This is a genomic window from Gordonia rhizosphera NBRC 16068 (assembly GCF_000298195.1).
GTDB lineage: Bacteria > Actinomycetota > Actinomycetes > Mycobacteriales > Mycobacteriaceae > Gordonia > Gordonia rhizosphera.
Genome location: NZ_BAHC01000213.1, coordinates 59032 through 84622, shown reverse-complemented (window position 1 = coordinate 84622; position 25591 = coordinate 59032). Strand labels below are relative to the sequence as shown.

Here is a 25591-nt window from a genome sequence, read left to right as displayed (position 1 = left end):
TTTCGGAAACGATTGTCATTTGCGTGAACGGAAGAGGGCGATGCGGAAGACGACGATGCGGCGGACACTGGCCGCGACCGTGGCGATGATCGGTATCGGCGTGCTGGTGCTGGCCGGCTGCTCGGGCGGCAACGAGGGTGGCGGCACGGCATCGGGCACGCCGACGGTGGTCACCTCCACCAACGTGTGGGCCGCCGTCGCCTCGGCCGTCGCCGGTGAGGATGCGTCGGTGACCGCTCTCTACACCAACGCCGAGGGCGACCCGCACGAGTTCGAGCCGTCCGCCTCCGACACCGCCGAGGTCGCCGACGCCGACGTGGTCGTGCTCAACGGCGGGCATTACGACGCCTACATGGAAAGCGCCGCCAAGGGGTCGGACGCGACCATCATCGACGCGTTCGCCATCATGACCGGCGACGACCACGCGACCGCCAACGAGCACGTCTTCTACGACCTCGCCGTCGTCGGGAAGGTCGCCACACAGATCGGCGACGCACTGGCCGAGAAGGACCCGACGAACGCGGAGACGTTCAAGGCCAACGCCGCGGCGTTCAACACCGAGATCGATGGCCTGCGTGCGCAGGTCGCGTCGATCAAACAGGCCCACGACGGCACCAAGGTCGCGCAGACCGAGCCGCTCGCCGGGTATCTGCTGTCCGACGCGGGCCTCGTCGACGTGGCCCCCACCGGTTTCACCGGGGCCGTCGAGGAGGGGCAGTCACCGTCGGCCTCCGACCGTGCGCAGATGGAGGATCTGCTCACCTCCGGCACCGTGCACGCTCTGATCTACAACACACAGGCCGTCGACTCGACCACCGAGGCCCTGCTGGCCACCGCGAACGACTCCGGCGTCGCGGTGGTGGACTTCACCGAGACTCTCCCGGAAGGCACGAACGACTACATCGAGTGGCAGCGGGCTCAGATCGAGGCCTTGAGTGCGGCATTGAACAACAATGGCGCACACTGACCACATGCCGCATTCCGCTGGAGCACCGTCGGCCGGAGACGCCGGCCGCCCGGTGGCCACCTTCTCCCACGCGCGTCTGGCGTTCGGCAGCCGCGTGCTCTGGGACGACCTCGACCTGACGATCTCGCCGGGCGAGTTCATCGCGGTGCTGGGTCCCAACGGTTCGGGCAAGACGTCGTTCCTGCGCTGCCTGCTCGGTCAGTACCACCTCGATGCCGGCCACCTGGACGTCACCCACGCCATCGGCTACATCCCGCAGCAACACGCCGAGGATGCCGACCCGATGGCGCTGCGCGGGCGCGACCTCGTCGGATTCGGGGTCGACGGTTCGAGGTGGGGTATCGGGCTGCGCGGGCGCTCGCGGCGCAAGCGACTCGTCGACGCCGCGCTCGCCGAGGTGGGTGCGACCGCCTATGCGGACGCCCCACTGGGACTGTTGTCAGGCGGCGAGCAGCAGCGGCTGCGGGTCGCGCAGGCGCTGACCACCGACCCCTCGCTGCTGCTGTGCGACGAACCCCTCGCGAGTCTCGATCTCACGAATCAGCGACTCGTCGTCGAACTCATCGATGAGCGGCGCCGCCGCGCGAACACCGCGGTCGTCTTCGTCACCCACGAAATCAATCCGGTGTTGCCGTTCGTCGACAAGGTCCTCTACCTCGTCGGCGGCCAGTTCCGGATCGGCACACCCGACGAGGTGATGACCACCGCGACACTCTCGGAGCTCTACGGCAGCGAGATCGAGGTCGTCCGGGTCAATGGTCGCCTGGTGGTTATCGGGTGCGAGGACGCCCACCACTGCGTCGACGAGACCGATCCGTTGGCCACCCACCCCGGCGTCGAGGCCGGGCACGCATGACCGAACGGTTCGTTCTCGCCGCCACACAGATCCAACTCAGCACCTTCTGGGATTTTGCGGAGACCGCGCGGCTGCTCGAACGTGACTTCGTGCAGCAGTCGCTGATCGCCATCGCGCTGCTTGGGCTGCTCGGCGGCATCCTGGGCCCGCTCATCGTGGCCCGGCAGATGTCGTTCGCGGTGCACGGGGTCAGCGAGCTGTCGGTGACCGGTGCCGCGGCCGCACTGTTGGCCGGGATCAGCATCAACGTCGGCGGCGTGATCGGCGCGGTGATCGCGGCCGCGGTCTTCGGTTTCATGGGCAACCGTGCGCGGGAACGGGATTCGGTGATCGGCGTGGTGATGGCCTTCGGCCTGGGCCTCGCCGTGTTGTTCCTGTCCCTGTACGGCAGTGCCCGAACGGGTTTCGCCATGCTCACCGGCCAAGTGGTGAGTGTGGGCACCGGCGGCCTGATGGCCGTCGCGATCACCACGGTTGTGGTCCTCGCCGGGATCGCGGTGATCTACCGACCGCTGCTCTTCGCGTCGACCGACCCGCGCGGCGCCGAGGCCGCCGGCGTACCGATGCATTGGCTGTCGGTGATCTTCGCGGTGCTGATGGCGCTGGCCTGCGCGCAGGGCGTACAGATCATCGGGGCCCTGCTGGTGATGTCGCTGATGATCACGCCGGGCGCCGCGGCCGCGCGACTCACGTCGAACCCGGTGCATGTGGTCGGGTTCTCGATCCTGTTCGCGGAGGTGGCCGCCGTCGGCGGGCTGGTGCTCTCGCTGGCGCCTGGCCTGCCGGTGTCGGTGTTCGTGACCACCATCTCGTTCGTGATCTACCTGGTGTGCCGGTGGGTGGGTCAGCATCGCACCTACGCGACACGCTGACCCGGCGGTCCCGCAACCGTCACTCCTCCGGGCCGCCCGGGTTGCAGCGCGTCGCGATCATGACGTCGTCGGTGACCACCGGCCGCCACGGCTCGATGTTCCAGCTCGGCTTGTCGGGTTCGACGGCACGGGCGAAGTCCCAGTGGCAGTCGAACTGGGCACGCATGCCGGGGGTGTCGGCGTCCGGCGCGAGCCGCAGCACCTCCGTCCACGCGATCTGTGCGCCCTGCGGGTTCTCCGTGCGACGACCCGACGGTGTCGGGTGGATCTGCAGGCTCGGACCGAGGCTGGTCTGCACCCAGTCGACGTGGTCGACGTAGGGCGGCGGGAGGGTCGGGGTCGTCGGGGTGAGGGTCATCGGGGTGAGGGGCGTCGACGATGACGGCGTCACCGATGCGGCGGTCGTCGTCGGCTCCGGGGATGCCGACGGTGCCGAGTCGCCCGTCGTCGAACATCCGCCGACGGCCATGGCTACGGTCACGGTGAGGCCCGACACGAGCAGAAGCGATGGTCGCCCAGCACCCCGGGAACCCCGACAGAGATGGCCCATATCCTTCGACCCTACTGGTCGCGAGTGGCCCGCTCGTGTACGTCGACGGGTGGCGTACGCAGAAGTCGTTGCGCGACATGATCTTCGCCGAGCGCCGTGTCGCGGTGCCACGACCTCCGGCAGGGGTCACCGCCCGGGTCGTTGTGGATTCGAGTCGCAACTGTTCCCCTACAACCCGCATCGTCTGCGACGATTGCGGGATGGCCAGCGTGATCACCGGTGAGCAGGTCGACGGCGGCGTCTACATCGATGTCGGCGGGCGTCGGGTTTGGCATTATCGCGGCGGTGAGCCGGCGGGCCCGCCCACCGTCCTGGTGCATGGCGTGTTCGGGTTGGCGTCCACCTGGGGCGCCCAGATCGCCGATCTCAGCCGCGCGGGCCTGTCGCTGTTCGTTCCCGAGCGCAGCGGCCATGGGCATTCCCCCGACCACCCGGGTCCGTTCACCTGCGAAGACATGTACGCCGAGACCGTGGCATACCTCGAGCAGGAGGTGGGCGCGCGGGCCAATCTCGTCGGCTGGAGCGACGGCGGTGTGATCGCGTTGCTGATCGCCAAACGTCGACCCGACCTGGTCAATCGCATGGTCGTGGTGTCGACCTACGTGAACCGGTCCGGGGAATGCGCCGACAACGACTTCTTCACCCCGATTCGCGCTCGCAAGCCTGCGGCGATGAAGTTCCTCGAGGACGGCTATTCCCGGGTGTCACCGGACGGCCCCGAGCACTTCGCGACGGTATTCGTCAAGACCCTCGAGATGCTCGACCGTGAGCCCGACTACGACCTGGCGGAATTCGCGGATGTCGCGGCCCCGACACTCGTCGTCGTACCCGACCGCGGTATCGCACGCATCGAGCACGCCATCGAACTGACGGAGACCCTTCCGCACGGCCGGCTGGCCGTGCTGCCCGGTACCCACATTCTCCCGGTCGAATCGCCGGAACTCTTCAACCCGCTGGTGATCGCGTTTCTGGCCGCCGACCCATCAAGCCACTGGCTACCGGATCAGTGAGCCGATGGTCCTCGCCGATGCCGAGGACCATCAGACCGCTGAGTGAACTTTCTTCCAGGCGGCTCGGCGTGCGCCGTCGGGATCATGTTCCACGCGGTCGGGATCGTCGATGATGAGCACTCGGCGAGCATCGGGGTCGTAGGTCGGCCACCCCGAGCCCGGTACCCCGGCCGTCGCGAATGCACCCCAGCGGTCTTGCACACTACGGATGACGCGGCCCGTCGACCGCCAGTCCCCCAGCGCCAGACCAGCGCCGATCGCCGTCCGGTAGGCGCCGAAGACGGCGAACATCTCGGTGGCATGCGTGGCGCCCATACCGGCCACCTCGAGCACCCGGGTCGAGAAGTCGTAGCGGTAGACATACGTGGGCGCGACCGCGCCGTGCCCCTCGGCGAACGCCAGCATCGGCGCCCAGAAGACGGCGTCGGCGGCCAGTTGAATGCGGTCGCGGTGCCCGCCGTTGTAGAGCGCGGCGATCTCGGCTCGGGTCTGTTCGTCGTCCACCTGGATCAGCGCCTTCTCGGTCTCCGGCAGCACATTCCACAGCTTGCTGAAGAGCTGACCCTCGTCGCGGTTGCTGCCGATGACCAGCGGCACCGGAAGGGTCTTGCCCGCTGCCGCGGTCTCCAGCGGTGGCAGCGGCACGTAGTCACCGTCGATGATCGGACCGAACGGGATGGCGTGACCGGTGTCGGCCGCCTGGGCGAACTTCATCAGACGCCGGCCGGCACGCAGGATGTCGGCAGCCGCGGACCGCGACAGGAGGGCCTGGACCTGCTCCGGCGGGATGGGTTCGGCGTCGGTGTCGATCCGCGTCGAACGCCGCTGCGGATCGGCCAGCAGCCGCAGGAACTCGTCGGCGTAGACCCGCGCGGCATCGATGGGGATGGTCAGATCCGGGGCCGGACTCTCGGAGATCGCGCGCGCGAACAATCCTTCCGCGGCCGGGGTGCACAGCAGCGACATCACCGACGATCCGCCGGCGCTCTCACCGAACACCGTCACGTTGGCGGGGTCGCCGCCGAAGGCCGCGATGTTGCGCTGCACCCAACTCAGCGCCGCGACCTGGTCTTTCAGTCCGAGATTGGAGTCGAACCGGCGCTCCTCGGTGGAGTAGGCGCTCAGGTCGAGGTAGCCGAAGGGCCCAAATCGGTATTGGACGGTCACCACGATGACGTCCTGCGCGCGGGCGAGGAGCGAACCGTCGTACAGCGGGGTCGCCGCGGTGCCGAGGATGTAGGCGCCGCCGTGGATGAAGACCATGACCGGCCGCGGTGTCGGCGAGACGCGGTCGGGCGCGAACACGTTGAGCGTCAGGCAGTCCTCGCCCATCGGCTGATACCTGCCGGGCGCGACCGCGGTGAACCGCTTCTCCTGGATCGCCGCCTTGCCGAACCGCGAGCAGTCGCGCATACCCGGCCACGGATGTACCGGTTGCGGGTCGCGGAAGCGGTTCCCCGCCATCGGCGGCGCCGCATACGGGATGCCCTTCCAGCTGATGGTGCCCCGCCGGGTGCGCTTGCCCCGAACCCCCGCGAAGATGCCATCGGCGGTTGTCACCATACTATCGATCGATGTCATGTCACCTAACATAGACGACCCGCCGGGCACGAAACGTGGCACCCGTCACACTCGCGCCGACAGCACCCGGATTCTCGCCGACAGACCCGATTGTGCGCCCACGGCACCCGGATTCCTGGCGACAGCATCCGGTCTGTCTCGGCTGCAGCCATGAGTCCGCCGACGCTGCGCGCACCGGGAGCAGATGGACAGTCGGTCACCGCGCCGCGATGGCGATGCCTGCGCCCTTCAATGAATCGCGGATCGCAAGGGCGTGTTCGACGGCGCCCGGTGTGTCACCGTGGAGACACACCGATTCCGCCCGGACCTCTAACACCGTCCCGTCGATGGCCGTGATGGTGCCGTCCTTGACCAGGTCGACGACCCGTCGAGAGATCACCTCGCCGTCCGTCAGGACGGAGCAGGGTTCGGTCCGAGGGACGAGCGTGCCGTCGGCATGGTAGGAACGGTCGGCGAAGGCCTCGACGATCACCGGGATACCGGCGTCACCGGCCAGCTGCAGAGCCAGCGAGCCGGGTAAGCCCATCAACGGCAGCGCTCTGCCGTGCGCGCGAATCGCCTCGATGACCGCCTTGGCCTGATCTTCGTGCCAGACAATCGAGTTGTACAGCGCACCATGCGGTTTCACATATGCAACCTCGATACCCGCGGAACGCGCGATCGCCTCCAGCGCACCGATCTGATAAACGATGTCGGCGGCCAATCTGTCCGGTCCCACGTCCATGAAGCGACGACCGAATCCTTCCCGGTCGGGGTAGGAAACCTGCGCGCCGACGCGGACACCGGCCGCGGCCGCGGCGCGGCAGGTCGCGAGGAGCTCCGCGGGCGAACCCGCGTGAAAACCACACGCGACGTTGGCGCTGGAAACGATCGTGAGCATCGCCTCGTCGTCGCCGACCCCCTCGCCGAGGTCGGCATTCAGGTCGACGACGAGTTCGTCGGAACACCGGGAAGAATGCACGAGCACGAGTCTAGTGATCACGCCACGGACTGCTGCGCACCGATGTCAGCAGGTGCCGTTGGCGAAGAACCGGGTGCCGTCGGGCAGAAACCGGATGCCGTCGGCGGGATTTCGGGTGCCGTCGGGCAGAAACCGGATGCCGTCGGCGGGATTTCGGGTGCCGTCGGGCAGAAACCGGATGCCGTCGGCGGGATTTCGGGTGCCGTCGGGCAGAAACCGGGTGCCGTCGGCGAGGAACCGGGTGCCGTCGGCGACGGCGGTCAGGCCTGGCGACGCTGGCGGGCGAACTCGGCCAGCACGACGCCGGCGGCGACCGAGGCGTTGAGGCTCTCAACGTCGCCGGCCATCGGGATCGACAGGATCGAGTCGCAGGTCTCGCGTACCAGGCGCGACAGTCCCTTGCCCTCCGACCCGACGACGATGACGGTCGGTCCGGTCCCGTCGTACTCGTCGAGGGTCACGTCACCCTCGGTGTCGAGGCCGACCAGCTGAGCTCCCGACGACGCCCAATCCTTGAGTGTCCGTGTAAGATTCGGAGCCTGCGCCACCGGCAGGCGGGCCGCCGCGCCGGCGCTGGTGCGCCACGCGACCGCGGTGACGCTGGCGCTGCGGCGCTGCGGGATGAGCACACCATGACCGCCGAAGGCCGCCACCGAGCGAATCACCGCGCCGAGGTTGCGCGGGTCGGTGATGTTGTCGAGGGCCACGAGCAATGGCGGTGCGCCGCTGGCGAGCGCGTCACGCATCAGATCGTCGGGGTGGGCGTAACTGAACTCCGGCACCTGCAGGGCGATGCCCTGGTGCAGTCCGTTGGCGGACAGGCGATCGAGCTCCGGTTTGCCGACCTCGAGGACCGCGACGCCCTTGTCGCCGGCGATCTTGACCGCCTCGGCGACACGTTCGTCCGGTTCGGAGTTGGTGGCGATGTAGAGCGCCGTCGCCGGTACCCCGGCGCGCAGGCATTCGAGCACCGGGTTGCGGCCCAGTACGTGCTCGGGCCCTTCGTCCTTTCGGGTGCGCGGCCCGCGGCCGGCGGGCGTCTTCGACGCGGCCTTGGCCCGCTTGTGAGCGGGATGGTAGGGCCGGTCGACCGCCTTGGGAGTGGCACCGCGTCCCTCGAGGCCCCGACGACGCTGGCCCCCCGACCCGACGGTCTGGCCCTTCTTGCTGCCCGACTTGCGCACCGCGCCTTTACGTTTCGAATTGCCGGCCATGTCAGGAGGTTCCCTTCAGCGACCACTGCGCCCCGTCGGGCGTATCGGTGACCTCGATGCCCGCCTCGGCGAGCCGGTCGCGGACCGCATCCGCGGTGGCCCAGTCCTTGTCGGCGCGGGCCTGGGCCCGGCGCTGCAGTTCGGCGCGGACGAGCACGTCGAGCGCGGTGGTGGCCGACGACTCGTCGGCGCTCTCTTCGAGCCAGTGTTCGTCGAGCGGGTCCACACCGAGAATGCCCATCATCGCGCGCACCGACGACGCGGCCACCAAAGCGCCTGCGCCGTCGCCGGATTCGAGTGCGGTGTTACCGTGGCGGACCACGTTGTGGATGACCGCAAGACCCGCCGGGACGCCGAGGTCGTCGTCGAGGGCCTCGGCGAACTCGCCCGGGATCTCCCCGACGCCCACGTCACCGACGCGCGAGGACACTCGGGTCAGGAATGACTCGATCCGACGGTAACCGGCGGCGGCCTCGGTGAGCGCACCGTCGGAATACTCCAGCATCGACCGATAGTGCGCGCTGCCGAGGTAATAGCGCAGTTCGACGGCGCGTACCCGCTCGAGCATCGCCGGGATGGAGACCACGTTACCCAGCGACTTGCTCATCTTCTCGCCGCCCATGGTCACCCAGCCATTGTGTAACCAGTACCGCGCGAACGGATCTCCCGCCCCACGCGCCTCCGCGATCTCGTTCTCGTGGTGCGGAAAGACCAGATCCATTCCACCGCAGTGGATGTCGAACTCAGCACCGAGCAACGATGTCGCCATCGCCGAGCATTCCAGGTGCCAGCCCGGCCGGCCGCGGCCCCAGGGCGTCGGCCACGACGGTTCGCCGGGTTTCTCCGCCTTCCAGAGGGTGAAGTCGCGCGGATCACGCTTGCCGGTACCCCAGCTCTCGCCCTGATGCACGTCGTCGAGCTTGTGCCCGGACAGCGCGCCGTAGGAGGGCAGGCTCAGCACGTCGAAGTAGACGTTGCCGTCGGCGGCGTAGGCGTGCCCGCGGTCGATGAGGCGCTGCATGTACTCGACCATCTGGGTGACAAACCCGGTCGCCCGGGGCTCACCCGACGGCGCCAGCACACCGAGTGCGTCGTAGGCCGAGTCGAAGGCGCGTTCGTGGGTTGCGGCCCACTCCCACCACGGACGGCCCGCGTCGGCGGCCTTGTTGAGGATCTTGTCGTCGATGTCGGTGACGTTGCGGACGAACAGGACGTCGAGGCCCTGGTATGTGAGCCAGCGGCGAAGCACGTCGAAGGCGATGCCGCTGCGCACGTGGCCGATGTGGGGGATGCCCTGGACGGTGGCGCCGCACAGGTACACCGTCGCTTGGCCGGGGCGCAGCGGCACGAAGTCGCGCACCTCTCGGGTGGCGGTGTCAAAAAGGCGCAAGGTCACGACGTGCGATCTTACCCGGCCAGCAACAGCGCGGTGGCGACCGCCGCAACTCCCTCACCGCGGCCGGTCATGCCGAGCCCGTCGGTCGTCGTCGCCGACACCGACACCGGCGCGCCGAGCGCGGCCCCGAGCACCCGCTGCGCCTCGTCACGCCGTGGGCCGATCTTGGGTTGGTTGCCGATCACCTGCACCGAGGCATTGGCGATCGTGTATCCGGCGCCGACGACGAGATCGCGGACGTGTTCGAGCATCGTCGTGCCCGAGACCCCCGCCCATTCGGGGCGTCCGGTGCCGAAGACCGAGCCGACATCGCCGAGTCCTGCGGCCGACAGCAGCGCGTCGCACAGCGCGTGCGCCCCGACGTCGCCGTCGGAGTGTCCGGAGCATCCGGGCGCGTCGGGGAAGAACAGGCCGACCATCCAGCACGGCGTGTCGGGGTCGATGCGGTGCGCGTCGGTTCCGATGCCGACCCTCATGGGTGTCTCCGATGCTCGAGGGGGTGGTCTCGGTCTCGATCTGCGGAGGAGTGGTCTCGATACGCGGGCTCGCTGCGCTCGCTCGCTACTCGACCAGCAGGAGAGGAGCGCTCGTCGACTACCCGACCAGCGGAAGGTACCGGACCAGCGGAGGGGCTCCCCTCGGCGACGATGTCGCGGGCGATCCGGAGATCCCACGGCGTGGTGATCTTCATGGCCAGCGGATCACCGGGCACCACATGTACTTCGATGCCGCAGCGTTCCGCGAGGCCGGCGTCGTCGGTGGCCAGGCCGGTGTCGTCGGCGTGTGCTCGCAGCAGCGCGTCGCGGGCGAATCCCTGCGGGGTCTGGATCGCGCGCAGCAGATCCCGGTCGACGGTCGCGACGACCCGTTCGGGCCCCGTCGACGGATCGACCTGCTTGAGCGTGTCGGCGACGGGGAGCCCAGGGACGACGGCCGGATGCCCTGCGCGCACCGCGTCGACGACGCGCGTGAACACCGCGGGCGGTGTCAGCGGGCGCGCCGCATCGTGAACGAGGAGGATGTCGGAATCCGGGCCGGCGGCGTCAATACCCGCCCGCACGGACTCCGAACGATGCGCCCCACCGGCCACGACGGTGGTGGCGGGGACGAGACGTCGGGCGTCGTCGACGAGATCGGCGGGAACCACCACGACGACGGTGTCGGCGACGGCAGCTTCGACGATGCCCGCAACGCAGGCCTCGAGAATGGTGCGGCCGCCGAGGTCGACGAACGCCTTGGGCTTTGACTGTCCCAAGCGGGTTCCCGACCCGGCGGCCGGCACGATCACGCTCACCGTCATACCGGCGCCGCCGGGATGCCAGTCACGTGGAGGTTCTACGACGCGGCGGCCAGGACCTCGTCGAGAATGCTGGTGGCCTTCTCGTCGTCGGTGTTCTGGGCCAGCGACAGTTCGTCGACGAGCACACGTCGCGCCCGGGTCAGCATGCGCTTCTCGCCGGCGGACAGACCGCGGTCCTGCTCCCGACGCCACAGGTCACGGACGATCTCGGCGACTTTGATGATGTCGCCGGAGATGAGCTTCTCCTGGTTGGCCTTGAACCGACGGGCCCAGTTGGTCGGTTCCTCGGTGTGCGGGGCGCGTAGCACCTGGAAGACCTGATCGAGTCCCTCCTCACCGACCACGTCGCGCACGCCGACGTATTCCAGCTTGGTCGAGGGGATCTGAACGGTCATGTCACCATCGGCAACTTTGAGAACGAGGTATTCGATCTGCTCACCCTTGATGGTCCGAGTCACGATGTCTTCGACTCGAGCAGCACCGTGATGGGGGTAGACAACGGTGTCGCCAACTTTGAAGTTCAATGTTCTATGCCCCTTTCGAGTGTTCCCAGTCTAGCACGGGCGTCCGAGAGGGCACAGACAACGGTGCAGGTCAACGCGCTGTACCGACGGGTCGGTGACGGCCCGACGTCTTGGTAGACCAGCGAATATCGCGCCGCTGTCGTCCGTTCGGACCCACCGTCGGCGGGGTGTCGCGGACACTGGATCCGGGCCCCTACGACACCAATCTGGCACCCCGTCGGACTTTTCTCCGCGCGGCCCACTACGCTGCGTAGTGCAGGGTCTGCGACATCCCATGTCGACCTTGCGTGTCGGCCTTCGATTACCTGGGAGGAACGGGTGTCTGTGCTTCGGAAAACCGCTGGGCGTTCGGTTCGGCTTTCGGTGAAGGCCGTTGCGGTCGCCGCCGTCGGCGTCGCGCTCGCGCTCGGGACCACCGCTTGCGGCGCCGGTCAGATCTCGCAGACCGCCAACATGGAGCCCGCCGTCAACGGGAACCTGGCGAATGTCGGCGCGATGCAGCTGCGCAACGTGCAGATCCTCTACCCCTCCGACAAGGCCGACGAGGTCTTCGGCTCCGGTGGGCCGTTCGAGGTCTCGTTCGTGATCAGCAACATCGATCCGGTGAACGACGACAGGCTGCTCGCCATCGCGGCCCCCAACGGCGGTTCTGTCACCATCGTCGGCGACACGACCATCCCGGCCGGGCAGGCTCTGTATGCCGGCAAGCCGATCGGTCTGCTCGAGCCGGAAGTGGTGCAGGCCACCGACGAGCAGAAGCGGATCACCGTCCGGCTCAACGGCGCGGGTGACTCCGTCGCCACGGGTCTGACCACCCCGCTGGAGTTCCGCTTCGAGAAGTCCGGCACCGTCACCGTCAACACCCCGGTCGACGTGGGCACCTACCTGACTCGCCAGGATGAGATCCGCGGAGTCGAAGCCGAAGGCGCCGCCGAACACTGACGCGCCGCACCGGTACCGGATCACACCGGACATCGACCGGCGCTCATCCCCCGACTGTTTGATCGTCCCCCGTCTGCCCGACGGGGGACGATCGCATTTTGGGGGACGAACCGTTCGGGGACGAACCGTTCGGGGACGAACCGTTCGGGGACGAACCGTTCGGGGACGAACCGTTCGGGGGAAGCATCGTTCGGGGGGCGAAGCGTCTGGGCCGCTGTGGCGGCGCGGCGACGATGGGTGTCGGCGGGGGCCATTAGGGTGAGCGGCGTGGCAAAACCGAAGTCATCGTTCCGGTGCACCGCCTGCGGGCACACCGTGGCCAAATGGGTGGGCCGCTGCCCCGAGTGTGGCGAGTGGGGAACGATCGACGAGGTCGCCACGGCGGCAGTGCGGCCGAACGGTGTCGGCGGTGTTGCCCCGACCAGCCCGGCGCGACCGATCACCGAGGTGGACGCGAACTCCTCGACCGCCGTCGCCACCGGCATCGGTGAGCTCGACCGTGTCCTCGGCCGCGGCGTGGTGCCCGGGTCGGTGATCCTGCTCGCCGGTGAGCCCGGCGTCGGCAAGTCGACGTTGCTTCTCGAGACCGTCAAACACTGGGCGCAGGGCGGCCGCAAGGCGCTCTACCTGACCGGCGAGGAGTCGGCCGGACAGGTCCGAATGCGCGCCGAACGCACCGGCGCCGTCCACGAGAACGTCTATCTGGCCGCCGAGACCGACCTCGCGACGATCCTCGGCCACGTCGACGAGGTGAACCCGTCACTGGTCATCGTCGACTCGGTACAGACCGTCGTCGCCACCGGCACTGACGGCGTCACCGGCGGTGTCACCCAGATCCGTGCGGTGACGACGGCGCTGGTGTCGATGGCCAAGAACCGCGGGATCGCGGTGGTCCTGGTCGGCCACGTCACCAAGGACGGTGCGGTGGCCGGTCCGCGGTCGCTGGAGCACCTCGTCGACGTGGTGCTGTCGTTCGAGGGTGACCGGCATTCAAGCCTGCGGATGGTGCGCGGCATCAAGAACCGCTTCGGCGCCGCCGACGAGGTGGGCTGTTTCGAGCAGCGCGACGACGGCATCCATCAGGTGCCCGATCCGTCGGGGATCTTCCTGCATCAGCGCGACCTCGACGTCACCGGCTCGACCGCGATGGTCACCATGGACGGCAAACGTGCCCTCGTCGGCGAGATCCAGGCGCTGGCCAACCCGACGTCGATGACGATGCCACGCCGTGCCGTGTCCGGTCTGGATTCCGCGCGGGTGTCGATGGTGCTGGCGGTGCTTCAGAGTCGGCTCGATGCGAAGTTGCAGGACAAGGAGATCTACGCGGCCACCGTCGGTGGCATGCGGGTCACCGAGCCGGCGGCCGATCTCGCGATCGCGCTGGCCGTGTCGTCGGTGCTCAACAACACCCCGATGCCGCACACGACCGTCGCGATCGGGGAGGTCGGGCTGGCCGGTGAGGTGCGGCGTGTGTCCGCGGTGGCCCGCCGTGTGGCGGAGGCCAAACGGCTTGGATTCCGCCACGCCATCATCCCGGCCGGCACCGACGAGAACCTGCCGTCGGGTATCAAGATCACCCGCGTCGGCGACCTCCACGAGGCGGTGCGGGCAGGGTTGGTCGGTGTCGTCGAGGTGTCGTTCTGAGCAACCCCGTCGGGACAGTTTCAGGGCCTCGACATCCGCTGTGTGTACTCATCAGCGAGCTGACTGTTCTTCACATGCTCGGCGAAATGCTCCCGCGGATTGATCATCACGAAGATCGCGTGTCCCATGGCCACCGGGGCGTCGGGATCACCGATATGCGCCACGCCCTCCGTGTAGAGCTTGCGGCGCTGCCGACCCAGCAGGGCCGCTCGGAAATGCAGGGTCGAGCCGATCGGGATCGGCCGCAGATAGTCGACCTCGAGGTGCACCGTGACCGCCGACGGCCCGATCAGCAGCGGCGCCATACCCATCACGTCGTCGAAGGCGGTGGACAGCACGCCGCCGTGGATCACGCCCGGGCCACCCTCGAAACGAGCCTCCACCTGCATCGATGCGGTGATCGTGAAGTCCTCGCCGGCGTACATATCCAGGTGCAGCCCCTGCGGCGAGTCCTCGCCGCAGCCGTAGCACGTGCGGTTGTGCATCCTCATCGGCTCGCCCGGTTTGGCGGCCTTGGGATGACGTTCGATCGGGTCGAGGTCGGTGGGCACGACAAAGGCAGACTTCACGTCCCGATACCCTAGTCGCATCAACATTCATGCACGTCAGATGCCCGACCCGGAAGGACCGCGATGATCGAGGGCGCGAGGTCCGAGCTGACCCGCGAGACGTTGGCGCGCGTCGCCCCCGGCACCGGTCTGCGCGACGGACTCGAACGCATCCTCCGTGGCGGTACCGGGGCGCTCATCGTGCTCGGCCACGACTCGGACGTGGAGAAGATCTGCGACGGCGGGTTCCACCTCGACGTCGAGTTCGCCCCGACGCGGCTCCGCGAACTGGCCAAGATGGACGGCGCCGTCGTGCTGTCCACCGACGGCAAGCGGATCGTGCGGGCCAACGTGCAGCTGGTCCCCGACCCGACGATCCCGACCGAGGAGTCGGGCACCCGTCATCGGGCGGCCGAACGCACCGCGATCCAGACCGGCCACCCGGTGATCTCGGTGAGCGCGTCGATGTCGATCGTCAGCATCTACGTGGACGGCGCGCGGCGGGTCGTCGAGAGTCCCGACCCGATCCTGTCGCGCGCGAATGTCGCGCTGGCCACCCTCGAGCGCTACAAGAGCCGTCTCGACGAGGTGATCGCCGGACTGTCGCGCGCCGAGATCGAGGATTACGTGCTGCTGCGTGACGCCATGTCCACCGCACAGCGGATGGAGATGGTGCGACGGGTGTCGGTCGAGATCGACGAGTATGTCCTCGAACTCGGCGTGAACGGCCGCCAGGTGAGCCTGCAGCTCGAGGAGCTGATCAGCGACAACGACACCATGCGCGAACTGCTGGTCCGCGACTACTACGCCAGCCCGGAGCCTGCGAGCACCGAAGAGGTCCGGCAGTCGCTGGAAACCATCGAGCGCCTCTCCGACGTGGACCTGCTCGACCTCACGCTGATCGCCGGGGCCTTCGGATATCCGACGACGATCGAGGCGCAGGACACCACGATGAGTCCGCGGGGATACCGGCTGCTGGCCCGCATCTCGCGCCTGCAGTTCGCCCACATCGACCGGCTCGTGCGCAGCTTCGGCACCCTGCAGGCGCTGCTCGCGACGAGCGCCACGGACCTGCAGGCGGTCGAGGGTATCGGTAGCATCTGGGCCCGACACATCCGCGAGGGACTCTCACGGCTGGCCGAGAGCAGCATCGAGCGGTACGAGTAGCCGGCGCGCAGGTTTCCGAGGCGACCCGGGCCTACGCCTGCGGCGCCATGGAGTTGTGTTCGCCCAGGCGCGGCGGCGCGGAGCGATACGTCGGCGGTGTGGCACTCAATCGGATTGGGTTGGCCACCTGTCGGATCGGCGCGTCACGGTGCTCGTCGTCGATCGTGATGACCGGGTCCAGACCCAACCGGCCGGCCAGCGCGATGGCATCGGCGATGTCGTTGAGCGGCCCGCAGGGCACCCGCCGGGCGGTGAGTGCGGCGAACCAGGCGTCGGCGGTGTCGGCGGCGAGCACGACGTTGAGGATCCCGCCGAGTTCCTCCCGGTTCGCCACCCGCGCCTCGTTCGTCGAGAACCTTTGGTCTGCAGCCAGTTCCGGCCGTCCGAGCACGTCGACGAGCGCTGCGAACTGCCGATCGTTCCCGACGGCGAGTACCAGCGGACGGTCACTTGCCTGGAATACCTCGTATGGCGCGATGCTCGGATGCCGGTTACCCATGGCATGGGGCACCACCCCGGCGGCGACATAGCCCGAGGTCTGATTGACCAATGCCGACAGCAACGACGACAGCAGGTTCACCTCCACCCGCTGACCCTCGCCGGTGCGGTCCCGATGCCGTAGAGCCGCCAGAATCCCCACCGCCGCATGCAGTCCGGTGATCACGTCGACCATCGCGACACCCACCTTGGTCGGGGTGTAGGGATCTGGGCCGGTGATACTCATCAGCCCGCCGACCGCCTGGATGAGCAGGTCGTAGCCGGGCAGTTGGTTGTTGCCGCCGAATCCGGTCACCGAGCAATAGACGATATCCGGATTACGTTGCGCAACAGCCTCATACCCGAGGCCGAGCCGGTCCATAGTGCCAGGAAGGAAGTTCTCCACCACGACGTCGGCACGGTCGACGAGACGTCGGGCCGCCTCGAACCCGTCGGGATCGGCAAGGTCGAGCGCCACCGACTCCTTGTTGCGGTTGACCGACAGGAAGTACGAGGATTCATCGCCGACCCACGGCGGCCCCCAGCTTCGCGTGTCGTCGCCCGAGCCCGGACGTTCCACCTTGACGACCTCCGCGCCGAGGTCGGCGAGCAGCATCGTCGCATACGGCCCGGCGAGCACCCGGCCGAAGTCGGCGATGACCAGCCCGTTCAGTGCACTCGTCACCGGAACGCGTCCTGACCGGTCAGCGCCTTGCCGATAGTGAGCTGATGAACCTCGGCGGTGCCCTCGTAGGTGAGCACCGACTCGAGGTTGTTCGCATGCCGGATCACCGGGTATTCGAGGGTGATGCCGTTGGCGCCCAGGATGGTTCGGCATTCACGCGCGATCGCGATGGCCTCGCGGACGTTGTTGAGCTTGCCGGTGCTGACCTGCTCGGGCCGGATCTCCCCGCGGTCCTTGAGCCGGCCCAGGTGGTAGGCCAATAGATGCCCTTTGCCGACCTCGAGGGCCATGTCGGCGATCTTGGCCTGGGTGAGCTGGTATGCGGCCAGCGGCTTGTCGAACACCTCACGCGACTCGGCGTAGTCGATCGCCGCTTCGAGGCAGTCGCGTGCGGCACCGATCGCGCCGAACACGATGCCGAACCGGGCCTCGCCGAGCGCGGTGAGCGGGCCGCGCAGACCTGCTGCCTTCGGCAGCATCGCCGACGACGGCAGCCGCACACCGTCGAGCACGAGCTCGGAGGTGATCGACGCGCGCAGCGACATCTTCTTCTTGATCTCGGGTGCGGAGAATCCCGGGGTGTCGGTCGGGACGACGAAGCCGCGGATGCCGCGCGGGCTGTCGTCGAGGTCGGTCTGTGCCCAGACGACGGCGACGTCGGCCACCGACCCGTTGGTGATCCACATCTTGGTGCCGTCGAGCACCCAGTCGTCGCCGTCGCGCTTGGCGTTGGTCCGCATGCCGGCGGGGTTCGAGCCGAAGTCGGGTTCGGTCAGGCCGAAGCAGCCGAGGGCGTCACCGGCGGCCATGCGCGGCAGCCACTCCTGCTTCTGCTCCTCGCTACCCCAGTGATGGATCGAGAACATCGCCAGCGAACCCTGCACCGACACCAGGCTGCGCAGGCCCGAATCGACCGCCTCGAGTTCCAGGCAGGCCAGGCCGTAGGCGGTCGCACTCGTTCCCGGGCAGCCGTAGCCCTCGAGATGCATGCCCAGCGCACCGAGCGAACCGAGTTCCTTGGCGACTTCGCGGACCGGCAATTGCGCGTTCTCGAACCAGTCGGCGACGTAGGGGCGAAGACGCTCGTTGCCGAATTCCCGGACCGTGTTGCGGATCGCGATCTCCTCCGGCGTCAGGAGCGAGTCGAGCGCGAAGAGTTGGGTCAGGGTCTCGGGCCGAGCCATCGGTGCCTCCAGGTAAGAACGATTGCAAGAACGTTTGCATCGACTAATGTAGGTGGTCTGGACAGGACGGTCAACGCGCGATCGAGGGGAGTGACGGCGAGCGTGCGCAGTGAACACCGGGCACCGACCCTCAAGGAGATCGCGGAACGTGCCGGTGTCCACGTGTCGACCGCATCGCGGGTGTTGCGGCAACCGGAACCCGCCGACGGCTGGTCCGCATCGGCGTTGCGGGTGCGCCAGGTCGCCGCAGAGCTCGGTTACCAGCCCAACCTGTGGGCGGCCAGCCTGCGCACGCGGAAGACGACGACGCTCGGTGTGGTCATGACCCGGTTGACCGACGGCGTCGTCGCGACCACCTATCAGGGCATCGAGGAAGCAGCCACGCGCGCGGGCTACTCGGTGCTCCTGTCGAGCCCACCCGACAATCTCGACGCGCAACGTCGGGCCATCGAACTCCTCGTCGGCCGGCAGGTGGACGGGCTGATCATGAGCAGCCTGCACACCCCGGGACGACCGTTCATCGACTCACTGTCGATCGGCAACGTGCCGTTGCTGGCGGTCACCCGGCACGCCGACGCCGGACTGCCCTTCGTCGGCGGCGACGACCGCCACGGCGGCTACCTCGCCGCGCGGCATCTACTCGATCGCGGACACACCGACCTCGCGGTCATCGCGGGCCCCACCCACGCGACGACCGCGAGCGACCGTGTCGCGGGATTCCGGGCGGCGCTCGAATCGGCATCGGTGCCGCTGCGACCCGAGCGCGTCATGGCGTCGACATTCGAGGTCGACGGCGGGATCGAGGCCGGACGACGACTACTCGACCGACCCGACCGCCCGCATGCGATCTTCACCGTCTCCGACACGATCGCCATCGGTGTCATGGGAGTGGCCCGGGATCTGGGTCTGACGATCCCCGACGACCTGGCTCTGGTCGGCTACAACGACATCCCCATCGTCGCGCAACTCCCGGTTCCGTTGACCACGGTGCGCTCGCCGGCACGGCAGATCGGCGAGACCGCGGCGCGGCGCCTGCTCGACCTCGTCGAAGGCCGCGAGCCGGAGACCACCCGGTTGCCGGTCGAACTCATCGCACGCGCGACGACGTAGGCAGCTTTCCGCCGATCGAGCCGCAACATTTCCGCCGATCGAGCCGCGAACGGAGTGAGTGGCGTATCGAGCGGCGGGGCGGTCGCTACTCGTCCAGCGGTTGGGAACGCTACGGCTGGGCCGGCGCCACCACGTTGAAGGTGATCGGCGCTGATTCCTTCTCCCCGATCTTGCCGATGGCCTGATACGACCCGACCGGGACCGGGACGCGCGGGGTGTCACAGCCGGGGGTGCTGGTGGTGCCCGACCAGGTGATGGTGTCGCGCACCTGCTGAGACGGCTTGAGGGTCACGTTGTTGACCGTCTGCAGCGGCGAGCAGTCCCGCGCCGACCACAGCGTGCGTGTGCCGTCGAGGGTGCGGACGATGACGTCCTGCGCCGCCTTGCCGACGTCGCGGGTGCATTCGGTGAGTCCGGCGTTGGTGGTCACGATGGTGAACACCGGCTGGTCGCCGGTCGTGTAGGTCGGCTTGTCGGTGTAGAGCACGACCGAGATGTTCGAGTCCGGGCACAGACCCGAGGCCGGTACGGGGACCGGCGTGTCCGCGACCCCACTCGGCACCGGTGCGCCCGCCGAGGCCGACGCCGCGGTGCCACCAGCGGTTCCTCCCCCGCCGCCGGAACCGCCGGAACCACCCGATCCGCCGTAGCCTCCGTAAGCGTCGGCCGATTCGCTGGCGCCCGACTCCGACGGATAGGCGGATGCGGTGGTCGACGACGTGGCCGACGACTGCGCAGCAGTGTTGTCCGGATTGCTGTCCCCGCCGGTCGCCCACACGATCAGCACGACGACCAAGGCGATGACCAGGGCCACACCACCGATCGCGACGACGCGTCGTCGCCAATAGATCTCGGGTGGGAGTGGGCCCTGCGGTTCGATCACGGCACCAAGGTAACGGCCGGGGAGAAACCACCGTCCGACCCGGCTCGGCGTGTCGCGCAAACAGCGGCAAACACGCCCTGACCGGCGGAAAGTCTAAAGTTGGGGTTCAGGCCCGGGTTGGCTCAGACGGCTTCGGCGGTGACGTCGGGAACGACGCTCACGGCGTCCCCGAGTTCGCCGTAGGAACCGCGCAGGTGTACCCGGCCGTCACTCAGCTTGTAGGTGAGGCCGGCGATGGCGAGCTTGCCCGTCGCGACCCGGTCGGCGATGATCCGGCTGCGCTGCATGATCAGGCGGCCGGTCTCCACCACGTGGCGCGCCTCGAACTCGTCGACGCGCGTGAGCCCCTCGCTGCGGCCGGCGAGGATGCTGGGCGTGACCCGCTCGACGAGGTCACGGATGTAACCACCGGGAATCCGCAGGTCGTCGAGGGCATCGAGCGTCGCCTTCACCGCACCGCAGCTGTCGTGGCCGAGGATGACGATCAGCGGCACCTCGAGCACCTCCGCCGCGTACTCCAGCGAGCCGAGCACCGCCGAGTCGAGCACATGACCCGCGGTGCGGATGACGAACATGTCGCCGAGCCCCTGATCGAAGATGATCTCGGCGGCCAGGCGGGAGTCCGCACAGCCGAACAGCACCGATTTGGGGCTCTGCCCGGCCGCCAGTCGCGCACGGTCCTCGATACCCTGACTGGGATGTTGAGACTCACCTGCAACGAAACGGTCATTGCCCTCACGCAGGATCTTCCACGCGGCGGCCGGGGTCACTTTGTTCATGACCACTAGTGTGCCATCCGGTGTGCTCCTCGGTTGGTTCGATCGTCACGAGCGGGACCTGCCGTGGCGCGAACCCGGCTTGTCCGGGTGGCAGATCCTGATCAGCGAGATCATGCTCCAGCAGACGCCGGTCTCCCGGGTGATCGGACCGTGGCATGAGTGGGTGCGGCGCTGGCCGGTGCCGTCGGCGATGGCCGCGGCGTCTGCCGGTGAGGTGCTTCGTGCCTGGGGCAAGCTCGGGTATCCGCGGCGGGCTCTGCGGCTGCACGAGTGCGCCGGGGTGCTCGCCGAGCAGCACGGCGATCGGGTCCCCGACGAAGTCGCGACGATGCTGACCCTGCCCGGCATCGGCGACTACACCGCCCGCGCGGTCGCCTGCTTCGCCTACGGGCAGCCGGTGCCGGTCGTGGACACCAACGTGCGCCGCGTCATCGCCCGGGCGGTGCACGGTCGCGAACAGCCCGGCAATCCGTCGCGCACCGACCTCGACGACGCGTCGGCGCTGCTCCCCCGCGACCCGGACGACACGTTCGCGACGACGGCACCCCGGTTCTCGGCGGCACTCATGGAGCTCGGCGCACTCGTGTGCACCGCGCGCACCCCGCGCTGCGACGATTGCCCGCTCACCGACTGCACCTGGGTGCGCCTGGGCCGACCCGCCCACACCGGACCGCCGCGCAAGGTGCAGAAGTTCGCCGGCACCGACCGTCAGGTGCGGGGCCTACTGCTCGACGTCCTGCGCGACACCGACCATCCGGTGACGCGCGACCGCCTCGACATCGCGTGGACCACCGACACCGCACAGCGCGACCGCGCACTGGACTCCCTGCTCGTCGACGGCCTCGTCGAACTCACCGCCGACGGCCGCTATTGCCTTGCGGGTGAGGCCGACTGACGGTCGCGGACAGCCGGGTCAGGACGGCAGCATCGACAGGAATGCCTCGACCGCGCCACGATACTCGTCGGGCGCGTCGTCGTGGACGAGGTGACCGGCGCCGACGACCCGCAGGTACTGCGCGAAGTCGTTGACCGAACACATCTTCCGCATCTGCCCGGGCGGGGTCACGGTGTGCTCGGCCTCGATCACGAGCGACGGGACGCGCACCGACGACCACTCGGCCCAGAAGTCGCGGCCACCCCACTCCTCGGCGATGTCGGCCCAGATCTGCAGGCTCCCGTGCAGGCGCCCATCGTCGAACGCCTCGTAGAAGTAGCGGCCCGCGACCCCGCCGAACATCCGCTCCGCTGCGGCGAGCGACCCGAAACGCTGCGGCCAGCTGTCGAACCACGGCGTCCACGTGCGGGTCGTCTGCCCGCGGAAGTCGGGTGCCATGTCCTCGATCACCAATGCGGACACCATCTCCGGATATCTCGCCGCGGTACACCAGGCGTGCAGGGCGCCCATCGAGTGGCCGACGAGAACCGCCGGACCCTGGTCGATCCACACCAGGATCTCGGCGAGATCGGCGACGAATCGGTCGGTGCTGAGGTCGGACGGATCGTCGGGGGGCGTGTCGTCGGCGCCGGTGTGGAATGCCGCGTCGAAGGTGAAGACGCGTCCGTGTCGTCGCAGCCAGGGGATCTGACGCCGCCAGGTCCGGCCTCGGCCCATGAGCCCGTGCAACAGCACGATGGGGCCGACGCCGCGTACCGGCGTCCCGTCGGCATCCACCGGGCCACCATGATCGAGGAGACCGGTGTCGGCGGGGGCTGAGGGATGGGCGATCACGGGCTCAAGCGTATGGCAGCGTGCCCGATTCAGGCCGACGCCACGTCGACCCGATGCGGGTAGAACGCAACATGTCCGGCGATGTCGGAAACCGCGGGGTACGGGTCGCGATAGGTCCACACCGCGTCGGTGACCTCGTCGTCGTCCAGGACGAGATCGTGGTAGTTGCAGTCACCCTTGTACGGGCAGTAGGTGGTGGTGGCGCTGTCGCGCAGGACGGAACGGTCCACGTCGGCGAGCGGTATGTACTGCACCGGCGGGTAGGACGCCTCCCGCAGCGTCAGCGCGGAGACGGTGTCGGCGACCACGATGTCGCCGACACGCACCACGACTCGACCCGCGGTCGGCTCGATGGTGATCGGGTGATCGGCTCCCGGTTCGCGTCGCCGACGGGTCATGTGTGCACCTCCATGCCGGATCGTCTCCTTCTCGCCAAGGTACTCACGACTTCTCGCCAAGGTACTCACGACGCACCAGTAGGGTGGACGACATGGCAGTGGTGAAGATAAACGCAATCTCGGTGCCCGAGGGCGCCGGGCCGGAACTCGAGAAGCGCTTCGCGCATCGCGCCCACTCGGTGGACGGGTCCAAGGGCTTCCTCGGATTCCAGTTGTTGCGCCCGGTGAAGGGCGACGACCGGTACTTCGTGGTGACCCAGTGGGAGTCCGAGGAGGACTTCCAGGCATGGGTATCGGGCCCCGCACGTGAGGCCCATTCGGGCGAGCGCGCCAAGCCGGTCGCCAGCGGCGCGGACCTGCTCGAGTTCGAGGTCGTACTCGACGCCAGACCGCAGGCCTGACTCACGCCGCCGATGTCGGGCTCACCCGTGACCCCGATGTTCCCGTTGGGCACCGCGCTGTTGCCGGGCGAGCCGCTGCCGCTGCGCATCTTCGAGCCGCGCTACCGGCAGATGCTCGTCGATTGTCTGGGCACGTCTCGAGAGTCCGGACGGTTCGGCGTGGTTCTCATCGCGCGGGGGCATGAGGTCGGTGGCGGCGACGTGCGGCATGACGTCGGCACCTTCGCCCGGATCGAGAACCTGCTGCAGCAGGCGGACGGCCAAGCCTCGCTGACGTGCACCGGCACCGAGCGGTTCCGCGTGACCGAATGGCTGCCCGACGACCCTTACCCGCAGGCGGTCACCGAGATCCTTCCACTTCCTGTGATGGGGCCCGACGACGCGCCTTTGGTTGCGAAACTCGGTCGCGCGCTGCGCGAGTTCGTCGCCGAGGTCGCCGCGACCCAACCCGAGGCGATGCCCGTCGGACTCCCGGAGTTCGACGTCGACGACCTCGGCGAGTACGGCCTGTTCGCATGGGCAGTTCGCCTGCCCGTCGGTGCCGCCGACCGCCAGCGCCTGCTGGAGTGCACCACCGTCGCCGAGCAGGTCGCGGTGCTCGAGGACGTCGTTGAAGGTCTCGTCGCCATGCTCCGCTTCAGCCGCTGAGACGCTTCGTCGACCGTGCACGGTCGATGATGGGGTGCGCGATGGGGGCATCCCCTGGCAGAAAAGTTAGAACGTGTTCTAGTATCGCGGGTGGAGGCGTTTTCCCCGACCCAGGAGCTACATCCATGACCGTCGAGTCTCATCCCGGCACCGCGCTCGTGGGCGCCGGCGACCAACCACAACTGTTCATCGGCGGACGATGGGTCGACCCGCATTCGACCGAGACACTCGAGGTGTTCTCACCGGCCACCGGCGAGCGAGTCGGTTCGGTGCCGCTCGGCGACGAGACCGACGTGGACACCGCCGTCCAAACCGCCCGCGCCGCATTCGAATCCGGGATCTGGCGCAACACACCACCCGCCGACCGTGCGGCGGTCCTGAACCGGGCCGCGGACCTGATCAACGAACGCACCGCAGACATCACCAACCTCGTCTCGGCCGAGATGGGCGCCACCCCAACCGATGTGGCGACCCTGCAACAGCTGCCGGCGACCGGCGTGCTGCAGGGCTACGCCGCCGCCGCGACCGACTTCCCGTGGGAGGAGCGCCGCACCGGACTGTTCGGGGAGACGCTGGTGACGCGCGAGCCTGTCGGCGTCGTCGGCGCGATCATCGCGTGGAACGTCCCGCTGTTCCTGTTGTGCAACAAGCTCGGTCCCGCGCTGGCGGCCGGTTGCTCGATCGTCCTCAAGCCGGCGCCGGAGACGCCGCTCAACGCGAACCTGCTCGCCCAGATCTTCGTCGACGCCGGCGTCCCCGAGGGGGTGATCTCAGTCGTGCCGGGTGGCGTGGCAACCGGGCAGGCACTCGTCGACCATCCCGACGTCGACAAGATCACCTTCACCGGCTCGACGGCGGCGGGCCGCAGGATCGCGGCCCGCTGCGGCGAGACCCTCAAACGGTGTTCGCTCGAACTCGGCGGCAAGTCCGCGGCCATCGTCCTCGACGATGTAGACCTCGAGGCGAACATCTTCATGCTGGTGTTCTCCGCCGGGCTGATCAACGCCGGACAGGCCTGCGTCGCGCAGACCCGCGTGTTGGTCCCCCGCTCCCGTCACGACGAGATCGTCAACGCGATGATCGAGACCGCCAAGACGTTCACCCCGGGGCTCCCGACCGCCGAGGGCACCATGCTCGGCCCGCTGATCACCGACAAGCAGCGGCAGAAGGTCGAAGGCTACGTCGCCAAGGGCAAAGAGGAGGGCGCCACCCCCGTGCTCGAAGGCACCCGACCTGCGGGCCTCGACGACGGGTTCTACGTCACCCCGACGATCTTCACCGACGTCACCAACGACATGACCATCGCCCGCGAGGAGATCTTCGGGCCGGTCATCAGCGTGATCGCCTACGACACCGTCGATGACGCGGTCGCCATCGCCAACGACTCCGACTACGGTCTGGCCGGGTCGATCTGGACCTCCGACGTCGAGCGCGGCGTCGAGATCGCCAAGCAGATCCGCACCGGCACACTCGGGATCAATTGGTACGCCATCGATCCCGCGTCCCCCTTCGGCGGGTACAAGAACTCCGGCATCGGCCGCGAGAACGGCCGCGAAGGGCTCGAGTCCTACCTCGAACACAAGTCGATCCTCATGCCCATGGGTTACCAAACCACCGAAGCCTGATCTCTCACAGGAAACCGCCGGAGCCGGTCACCTCACGCAGGTGACCGGCTCTGGCGCGTCCGGGGAGGGAATCGGCCAACGACAGAATCGGGGTCCTTCTGCCGGATGGACACCGGAGCGAGCGTGCGAACGTCACCCGC

General features: G+C 68.4%; 26 protein-coding genes and 1 pseudogene. 12 read left to right on the top strand and 15 right to left on the bottom strand.

Features of this window, described 5'->3' with window-relative positions; translation table 11 throughout:
• Positions 1 to 55: 55 nt before the first annotated feature.
• Genes GORHZ_RS25905 through GORHZ_RS25895 form a run of 3 tightly spaced genes read left to right on the top strand, consistent with a single transcriptional unit; the run spans position 56 to position 2695 of the window.
• Positions 56 to 967: a metal ABC transporter solute-binding protein, Zn/Mn family gene (locus tag GORHZ_RS25905; RefSeq protein WP_040533564.1), complete on the top strand. Its 912-nt coding sequence runs from the start codon at positions 56 to 58 to the stop codon at positions 965 to 967.
• A 4-nt stretch (positions 968 to 971) separates the two neighbouring features.
• A complete protein-coding gene (locus tag GORHZ_RS25900) occupies positions 972 to 1823 on the top strand; it encodes a metal ABC transporter ATP-binding protein (protein WP_051999085.1) in 852 nt (283 codons plus the stop codon).
• Positions 1820 to 2695 carry a metal ABC transporter permease gene (locus GORHZ_RS25895; protein ID WP_006338370.1) on the top strand — a complete coding sequence of 292 codons (876 nt, stop codon included), beginning with the start codon at positions 1820 to 1822 and terminating at the stop codon, positions 2693 to 2695. The genes GORHZ_RS25900 and GORHZ_RS25895 overlap by 4 nt, the downstream gene beginning before the upstream one ends.
• A 19-nt stretch (positions 2696 to 2714) precedes the next feature.
• Here GORHZ_RS25895 and GORHZ_RS31140 read toward each other — a convergent pair whose 3' ends face one another.
• A complete protein-coding gene (locus GORHZ_RS31140; RefSeq protein ID WP_245551513.1) occupies positions 2715 to 3176 on the bottom strand; it encodes a DUF2599 domain-containing protein in 462 nt (153 codons plus the stop codon).
• A 269-nt stretch (positions 3177 to 3445) separates the two neighbouring features.
• Between GORHZ_RS31140 and GORHZ_RS25885 the strand changes: the two genes are divergently transcribed.
• Positions 3446 to 4255, top strand: a complete 810-nt coding sequence (locus tag GORHZ_RS25885) for an alpha/beta fold hydrolase (RefSeq protein ID WP_040533559.1) — start codon at positions 3446 to 3448, stop codon at positions 4253 to 4255.
• Between the two features lie 30 nt (positions 4256 to 4285).
• Here the strand turns inward: GORHZ_RS25885 and GORHZ_RS25880 are convergent, their stop codons facing one another.
• The 7 genes and pseudogenes from GORHZ_RS25880 to GORHZ_RS25850 all read right to left on the bottom strand — a co-directional run bounded on the left by GORHZ_RS25880 (position 4286) and on the right by GORHZ_RS25850 (position 11231).
• Positions 4286 to 5836, bottom strand: coding sequence for a carboxylesterase/lipase family protein (locus tag GORHZ_RS25880; protein ID WP_040533517.1), 1551 nt, complete (start codon positions 5834 to 5836; stop codon positions 4286 to 4288).
• A gap of 196 nt (positions 5837 to 6032) precedes the next feature.
• A complete protein-coding gene (locus tag GORHZ_RS25875; protein ID WP_040533557.1) occupies positions 6033 to 6797 on the bottom strand; it encodes a LamB/YcsF family protein in 765 nt (254 codons plus the stop codon).
• Positions 6798 to 7057: 260 nt separating this feature from the next.
• Positions 7058 to 8011, bottom strand: a complete 954-nt coding sequence (gene rlmB / locus GORHZ_RS25870) for a 23S rRNA (guanosine(2251)-2'-O)-methyltransferase RlmB (RefSeq protein WP_006338358.1) — start codon at positions 8009 to 8011, stop codon at positions 7058 to 7060.
• A 1-nt stretch (position 8012) separates the two neighbouring features.
• Positions 8013 to 9407: a cysteine--tRNA ligase gene (gene cysS, locus GORHZ_RS25865; RefSeq protein ID WP_006338356.1), complete on the bottom strand. Its 1395-nt coding sequence runs from the start codon at positions 9405 to 9407 to the stop codon at positions 8013 to 8015.
• A gap of 11 nt (positions 9408 to 9418) precedes the next feature.
• Positions 9419 to 9883: a 2-C-methyl-D-erythritol 2,4-cyclodiphosphate synthase gene (gene ispF, locus GORHZ_RS25860; RefSeq protein ID WP_006338355.1), complete on the bottom strand. Its 465-nt coding sequence runs from the start codon at positions 9881 to 9883 to the stop codon at positions 9419 to 9421.
• A gap of 146 nt (positions 9884 to 10029) precedes the next feature.
• Positions 10030 to 10707: pseudogene (gene ispD, locus GORHZ_RS25855) on the bottom strand (2-C-methyl-D-erythritol 4-phosphate cytidylyltransferase); the annotation flags it as partial.
• A gap of 35 nt (positions 10708 to 10742) precedes the next feature.
• Complete coding sequence (locus tag GORHZ_RS25850; RefSeq protein WP_005169342.1) at positions 10743 to 11231, bottom strand: CarD family transcriptional regulator; 489 nt, start codon at positions 11229 to 11231, stop codon at positions 10743 to 10745.
• A gap of 363 nt (positions 11232 to 11594) precedes the next feature.
• Between GORHZ_RS25850 and GORHZ_RS25845 the strand changes: the two genes are divergently transcribed.
• A complete protein-coding gene (locus GORHZ_RS25845) occupies positions 11595 to 12173 on the top strand; it encodes a copper chaperone PCu(A)C domain-containing protein (protein ID WP_040533514.1) in 579 nt (192 codons plus the stop codon).
• A gap of 267 nt (positions 12174 to 12440) precedes the next feature.
• Positions 12441 to 13817 carry a DNA repair protein RadA gene (radA, locus tag GORHZ_RS25840; RefSeq protein ID WP_040533552.1) on the top strand — a complete coding sequence of 459 codons (1377 nt, stop codon included), beginning with the start codon at positions 12441 to 12443 and terminating at the stop codon, positions 13815 to 13817.
• Between the two features lie 20 nt (positions 13818 to 13837).
• Here the strand turns inward: radA and GORHZ_RS25835 are convergent, their stop codons facing one another.
• Positions 13838 to 14413, bottom strand: coding sequence for a PaaI family thioesterase (locus tag GORHZ_RS25835; RefSeq protein ID WP_006338338.1), 576 nt, complete (start codon positions 14411 to 14413; stop codon positions 13838 to 13840).
• 36 nt (positions 14414 to 14449) lie between these two features.
• On the opposite strand from GORHZ_RS25835, the gene disA reads away from it, so the two are divergent.
• Positions 14450 to 15532 carry a DNA integrity scanning diadenylate cyclase DisA gene (gene disA, locus GORHZ_RS25830; RefSeq protein ID WP_006338336.1) on the top strand — a complete coding sequence of 361 codons (1083 nt, stop codon included), beginning with the start codon at positions 14450 to 14452 and terminating at the stop codon, positions 15530 to 15532.
• A gap of 31 nt (positions 15533 to 15563) precedes the next feature.
• Here the strand turns inward: disA and GORHZ_RS25825 are convergent, their stop codons facing one another.
• Both GORHZ_RS25825 and GORHZ_RS25820 read right to left on the bottom strand, forming a co-directional pair.
• Positions 15564 to 16694: a CaiB/BaiF CoA transferase family protein gene (locus tag GORHZ_RS25825; protein ID WP_006338334.1), complete on the bottom strand. Its 1131-nt coding sequence runs from the start codon at positions 16692 to 16694 to the stop codon at positions 15564 to 15566.
• Positions 16691 to 17878, bottom strand: a complete 1188-nt coding sequence (locus GORHZ_RS25820; protein WP_006338333.1) for an acyl-CoA dehydrogenase family protein — start codon at positions 17876 to 17878, stop codon at positions 16691 to 16693. The genes GORHZ_RS25825 and GORHZ_RS25820 overlap by 4 nt, the downstream gene beginning before the upstream one ends.
• Before the next feature lie 102 nt (positions 17879 to 17980).
• Between GORHZ_RS25820 and GORHZ_RS25815 the strand changes: the two genes are divergently transcribed.
• Positions 17981 to 18988, top strand: coding sequence for a LacI family DNA-binding transcriptional regulator (locus tag GORHZ_RS25815; protein WP_006338331.1), 1008 nt, complete (start codon positions 17981 to 17983; stop codon positions 18986 to 18988).
• Between the two features lie 109 nt (positions 18989 to 19097).
• Here the strand turns inward: GORHZ_RS25815 and GORHZ_RS25810 are convergent, their stop codons facing one another.
• Together GORHZ_RS25810 and GORHZ_RS25805 are read right to left on the bottom strand one after the other, a co-directional pair.
• Positions 19098 to 19871: a hypothetical protein gene (locus GORHZ_RS25810; RefSeq protein WP_006338330.1), complete on the bottom strand. Its 774-nt coding sequence runs from the start codon at positions 19869 to 19871 to the stop codon at positions 19098 to 19100.
• A gap of 122 nt (positions 19872 to 19993) precedes the next feature.
• Positions 19994 to 20650 (bottom strand): carbonic anhydrase, encoded by a 657-nt coding sequence (locus GORHZ_RS25805; RefSeq protein ID WP_040533508.1) that lies wholly within the window; start codon positions 20648 to 20650, stop codon positions 19994 to 19996.
• On the opposite strand from GORHZ_RS25805, the gene GORHZ_RS25800 reads away from it, so the two are divergent.
• On the top strand, positions 20649 to 21545 hold the full coding sequence (locus GORHZ_RS25800) for an iron-sulfur binding domain-containing protein (RefSeq protein WP_040533506.1): 897 nt from the start codon (positions 20649 to 20651) through the stop codon (positions 21543 to 21545). The two genes, GORHZ_RS25805 and GORHZ_RS25800, sit on opposite strands and share 2 nt — an antisense overlap.
• 18 nt (positions 21546 to 21563) lie before the next feature.
• Here the strand turns inward: GORHZ_RS25800 and GORHZ_RS25795 are convergent, their stop codons facing one another.
• Both GORHZ_RS25795 and GORHZ_RS25790 read right to left on the bottom strand, forming a co-directional pair.
• Entirely contained in the window at positions 21564 to 22376 is an 813-nt protein-coding gene (locus GORHZ_RS25795; protein ID WP_040533550.1) for an alpha/beta fold hydrolase, read from the bottom strand.
• Between the two features lie 32 nt (positions 22377 to 22408).
• A complete protein-coding gene (locus GORHZ_RS25790) occupies positions 22409 to 22777 on the bottom strand; it encodes a DUF427 domain-containing protein (RefSeq protein WP_006338326.1) in 369 nt (122 codons plus the stop codon).
• 92 nt (positions 22778 to 22869) lie between these two features.
• Between GORHZ_RS25790 and GORHZ_RS25785 the strand changes: the two genes are divergently transcribed.
• From GORHZ_RS25785 to GORHZ_RS25775, 3 genes are all read left to right on the top strand, one after another.
• Complete coding sequence (locus GORHZ_RS25785) at positions 22870 to 23178, top strand: antibiotic biosynthesis monooxygenase family protein (RefSeq protein ID WP_006338324.1); 309 nt, start codon at positions 22870 to 22872, stop codon at positions 23176 to 23178.
• 12 nt (positions 23179 to 23190) lie between these two features.
• The gene (locus GORHZ_RS25780; RefSeq protein WP_006338323.1) at positions 23191 to 23826 is read left to right on the top strand and encodes an LON peptidase substrate-binding domain-containing protein; all 636 of its coding nucleotides are present in this window, start codon (positions 23191 to 23193) and stop codon (positions 23824 to 23826) included.
• Positions 23827 to 23951: 125 nt separating this feature from the next.
• Positions 23952 to 25451: an aldehyde dehydrogenase gene (locus GORHZ_RS25775; RefSeq protein ID WP_006338322.1), complete on the top strand. Its 1500-nt coding sequence runs from the start codon at positions 23952 to 23954 to the stop codon at positions 25449 to 25451.
• Positions 25452 to 25591 lie beyond the last annotated feature (140 nt).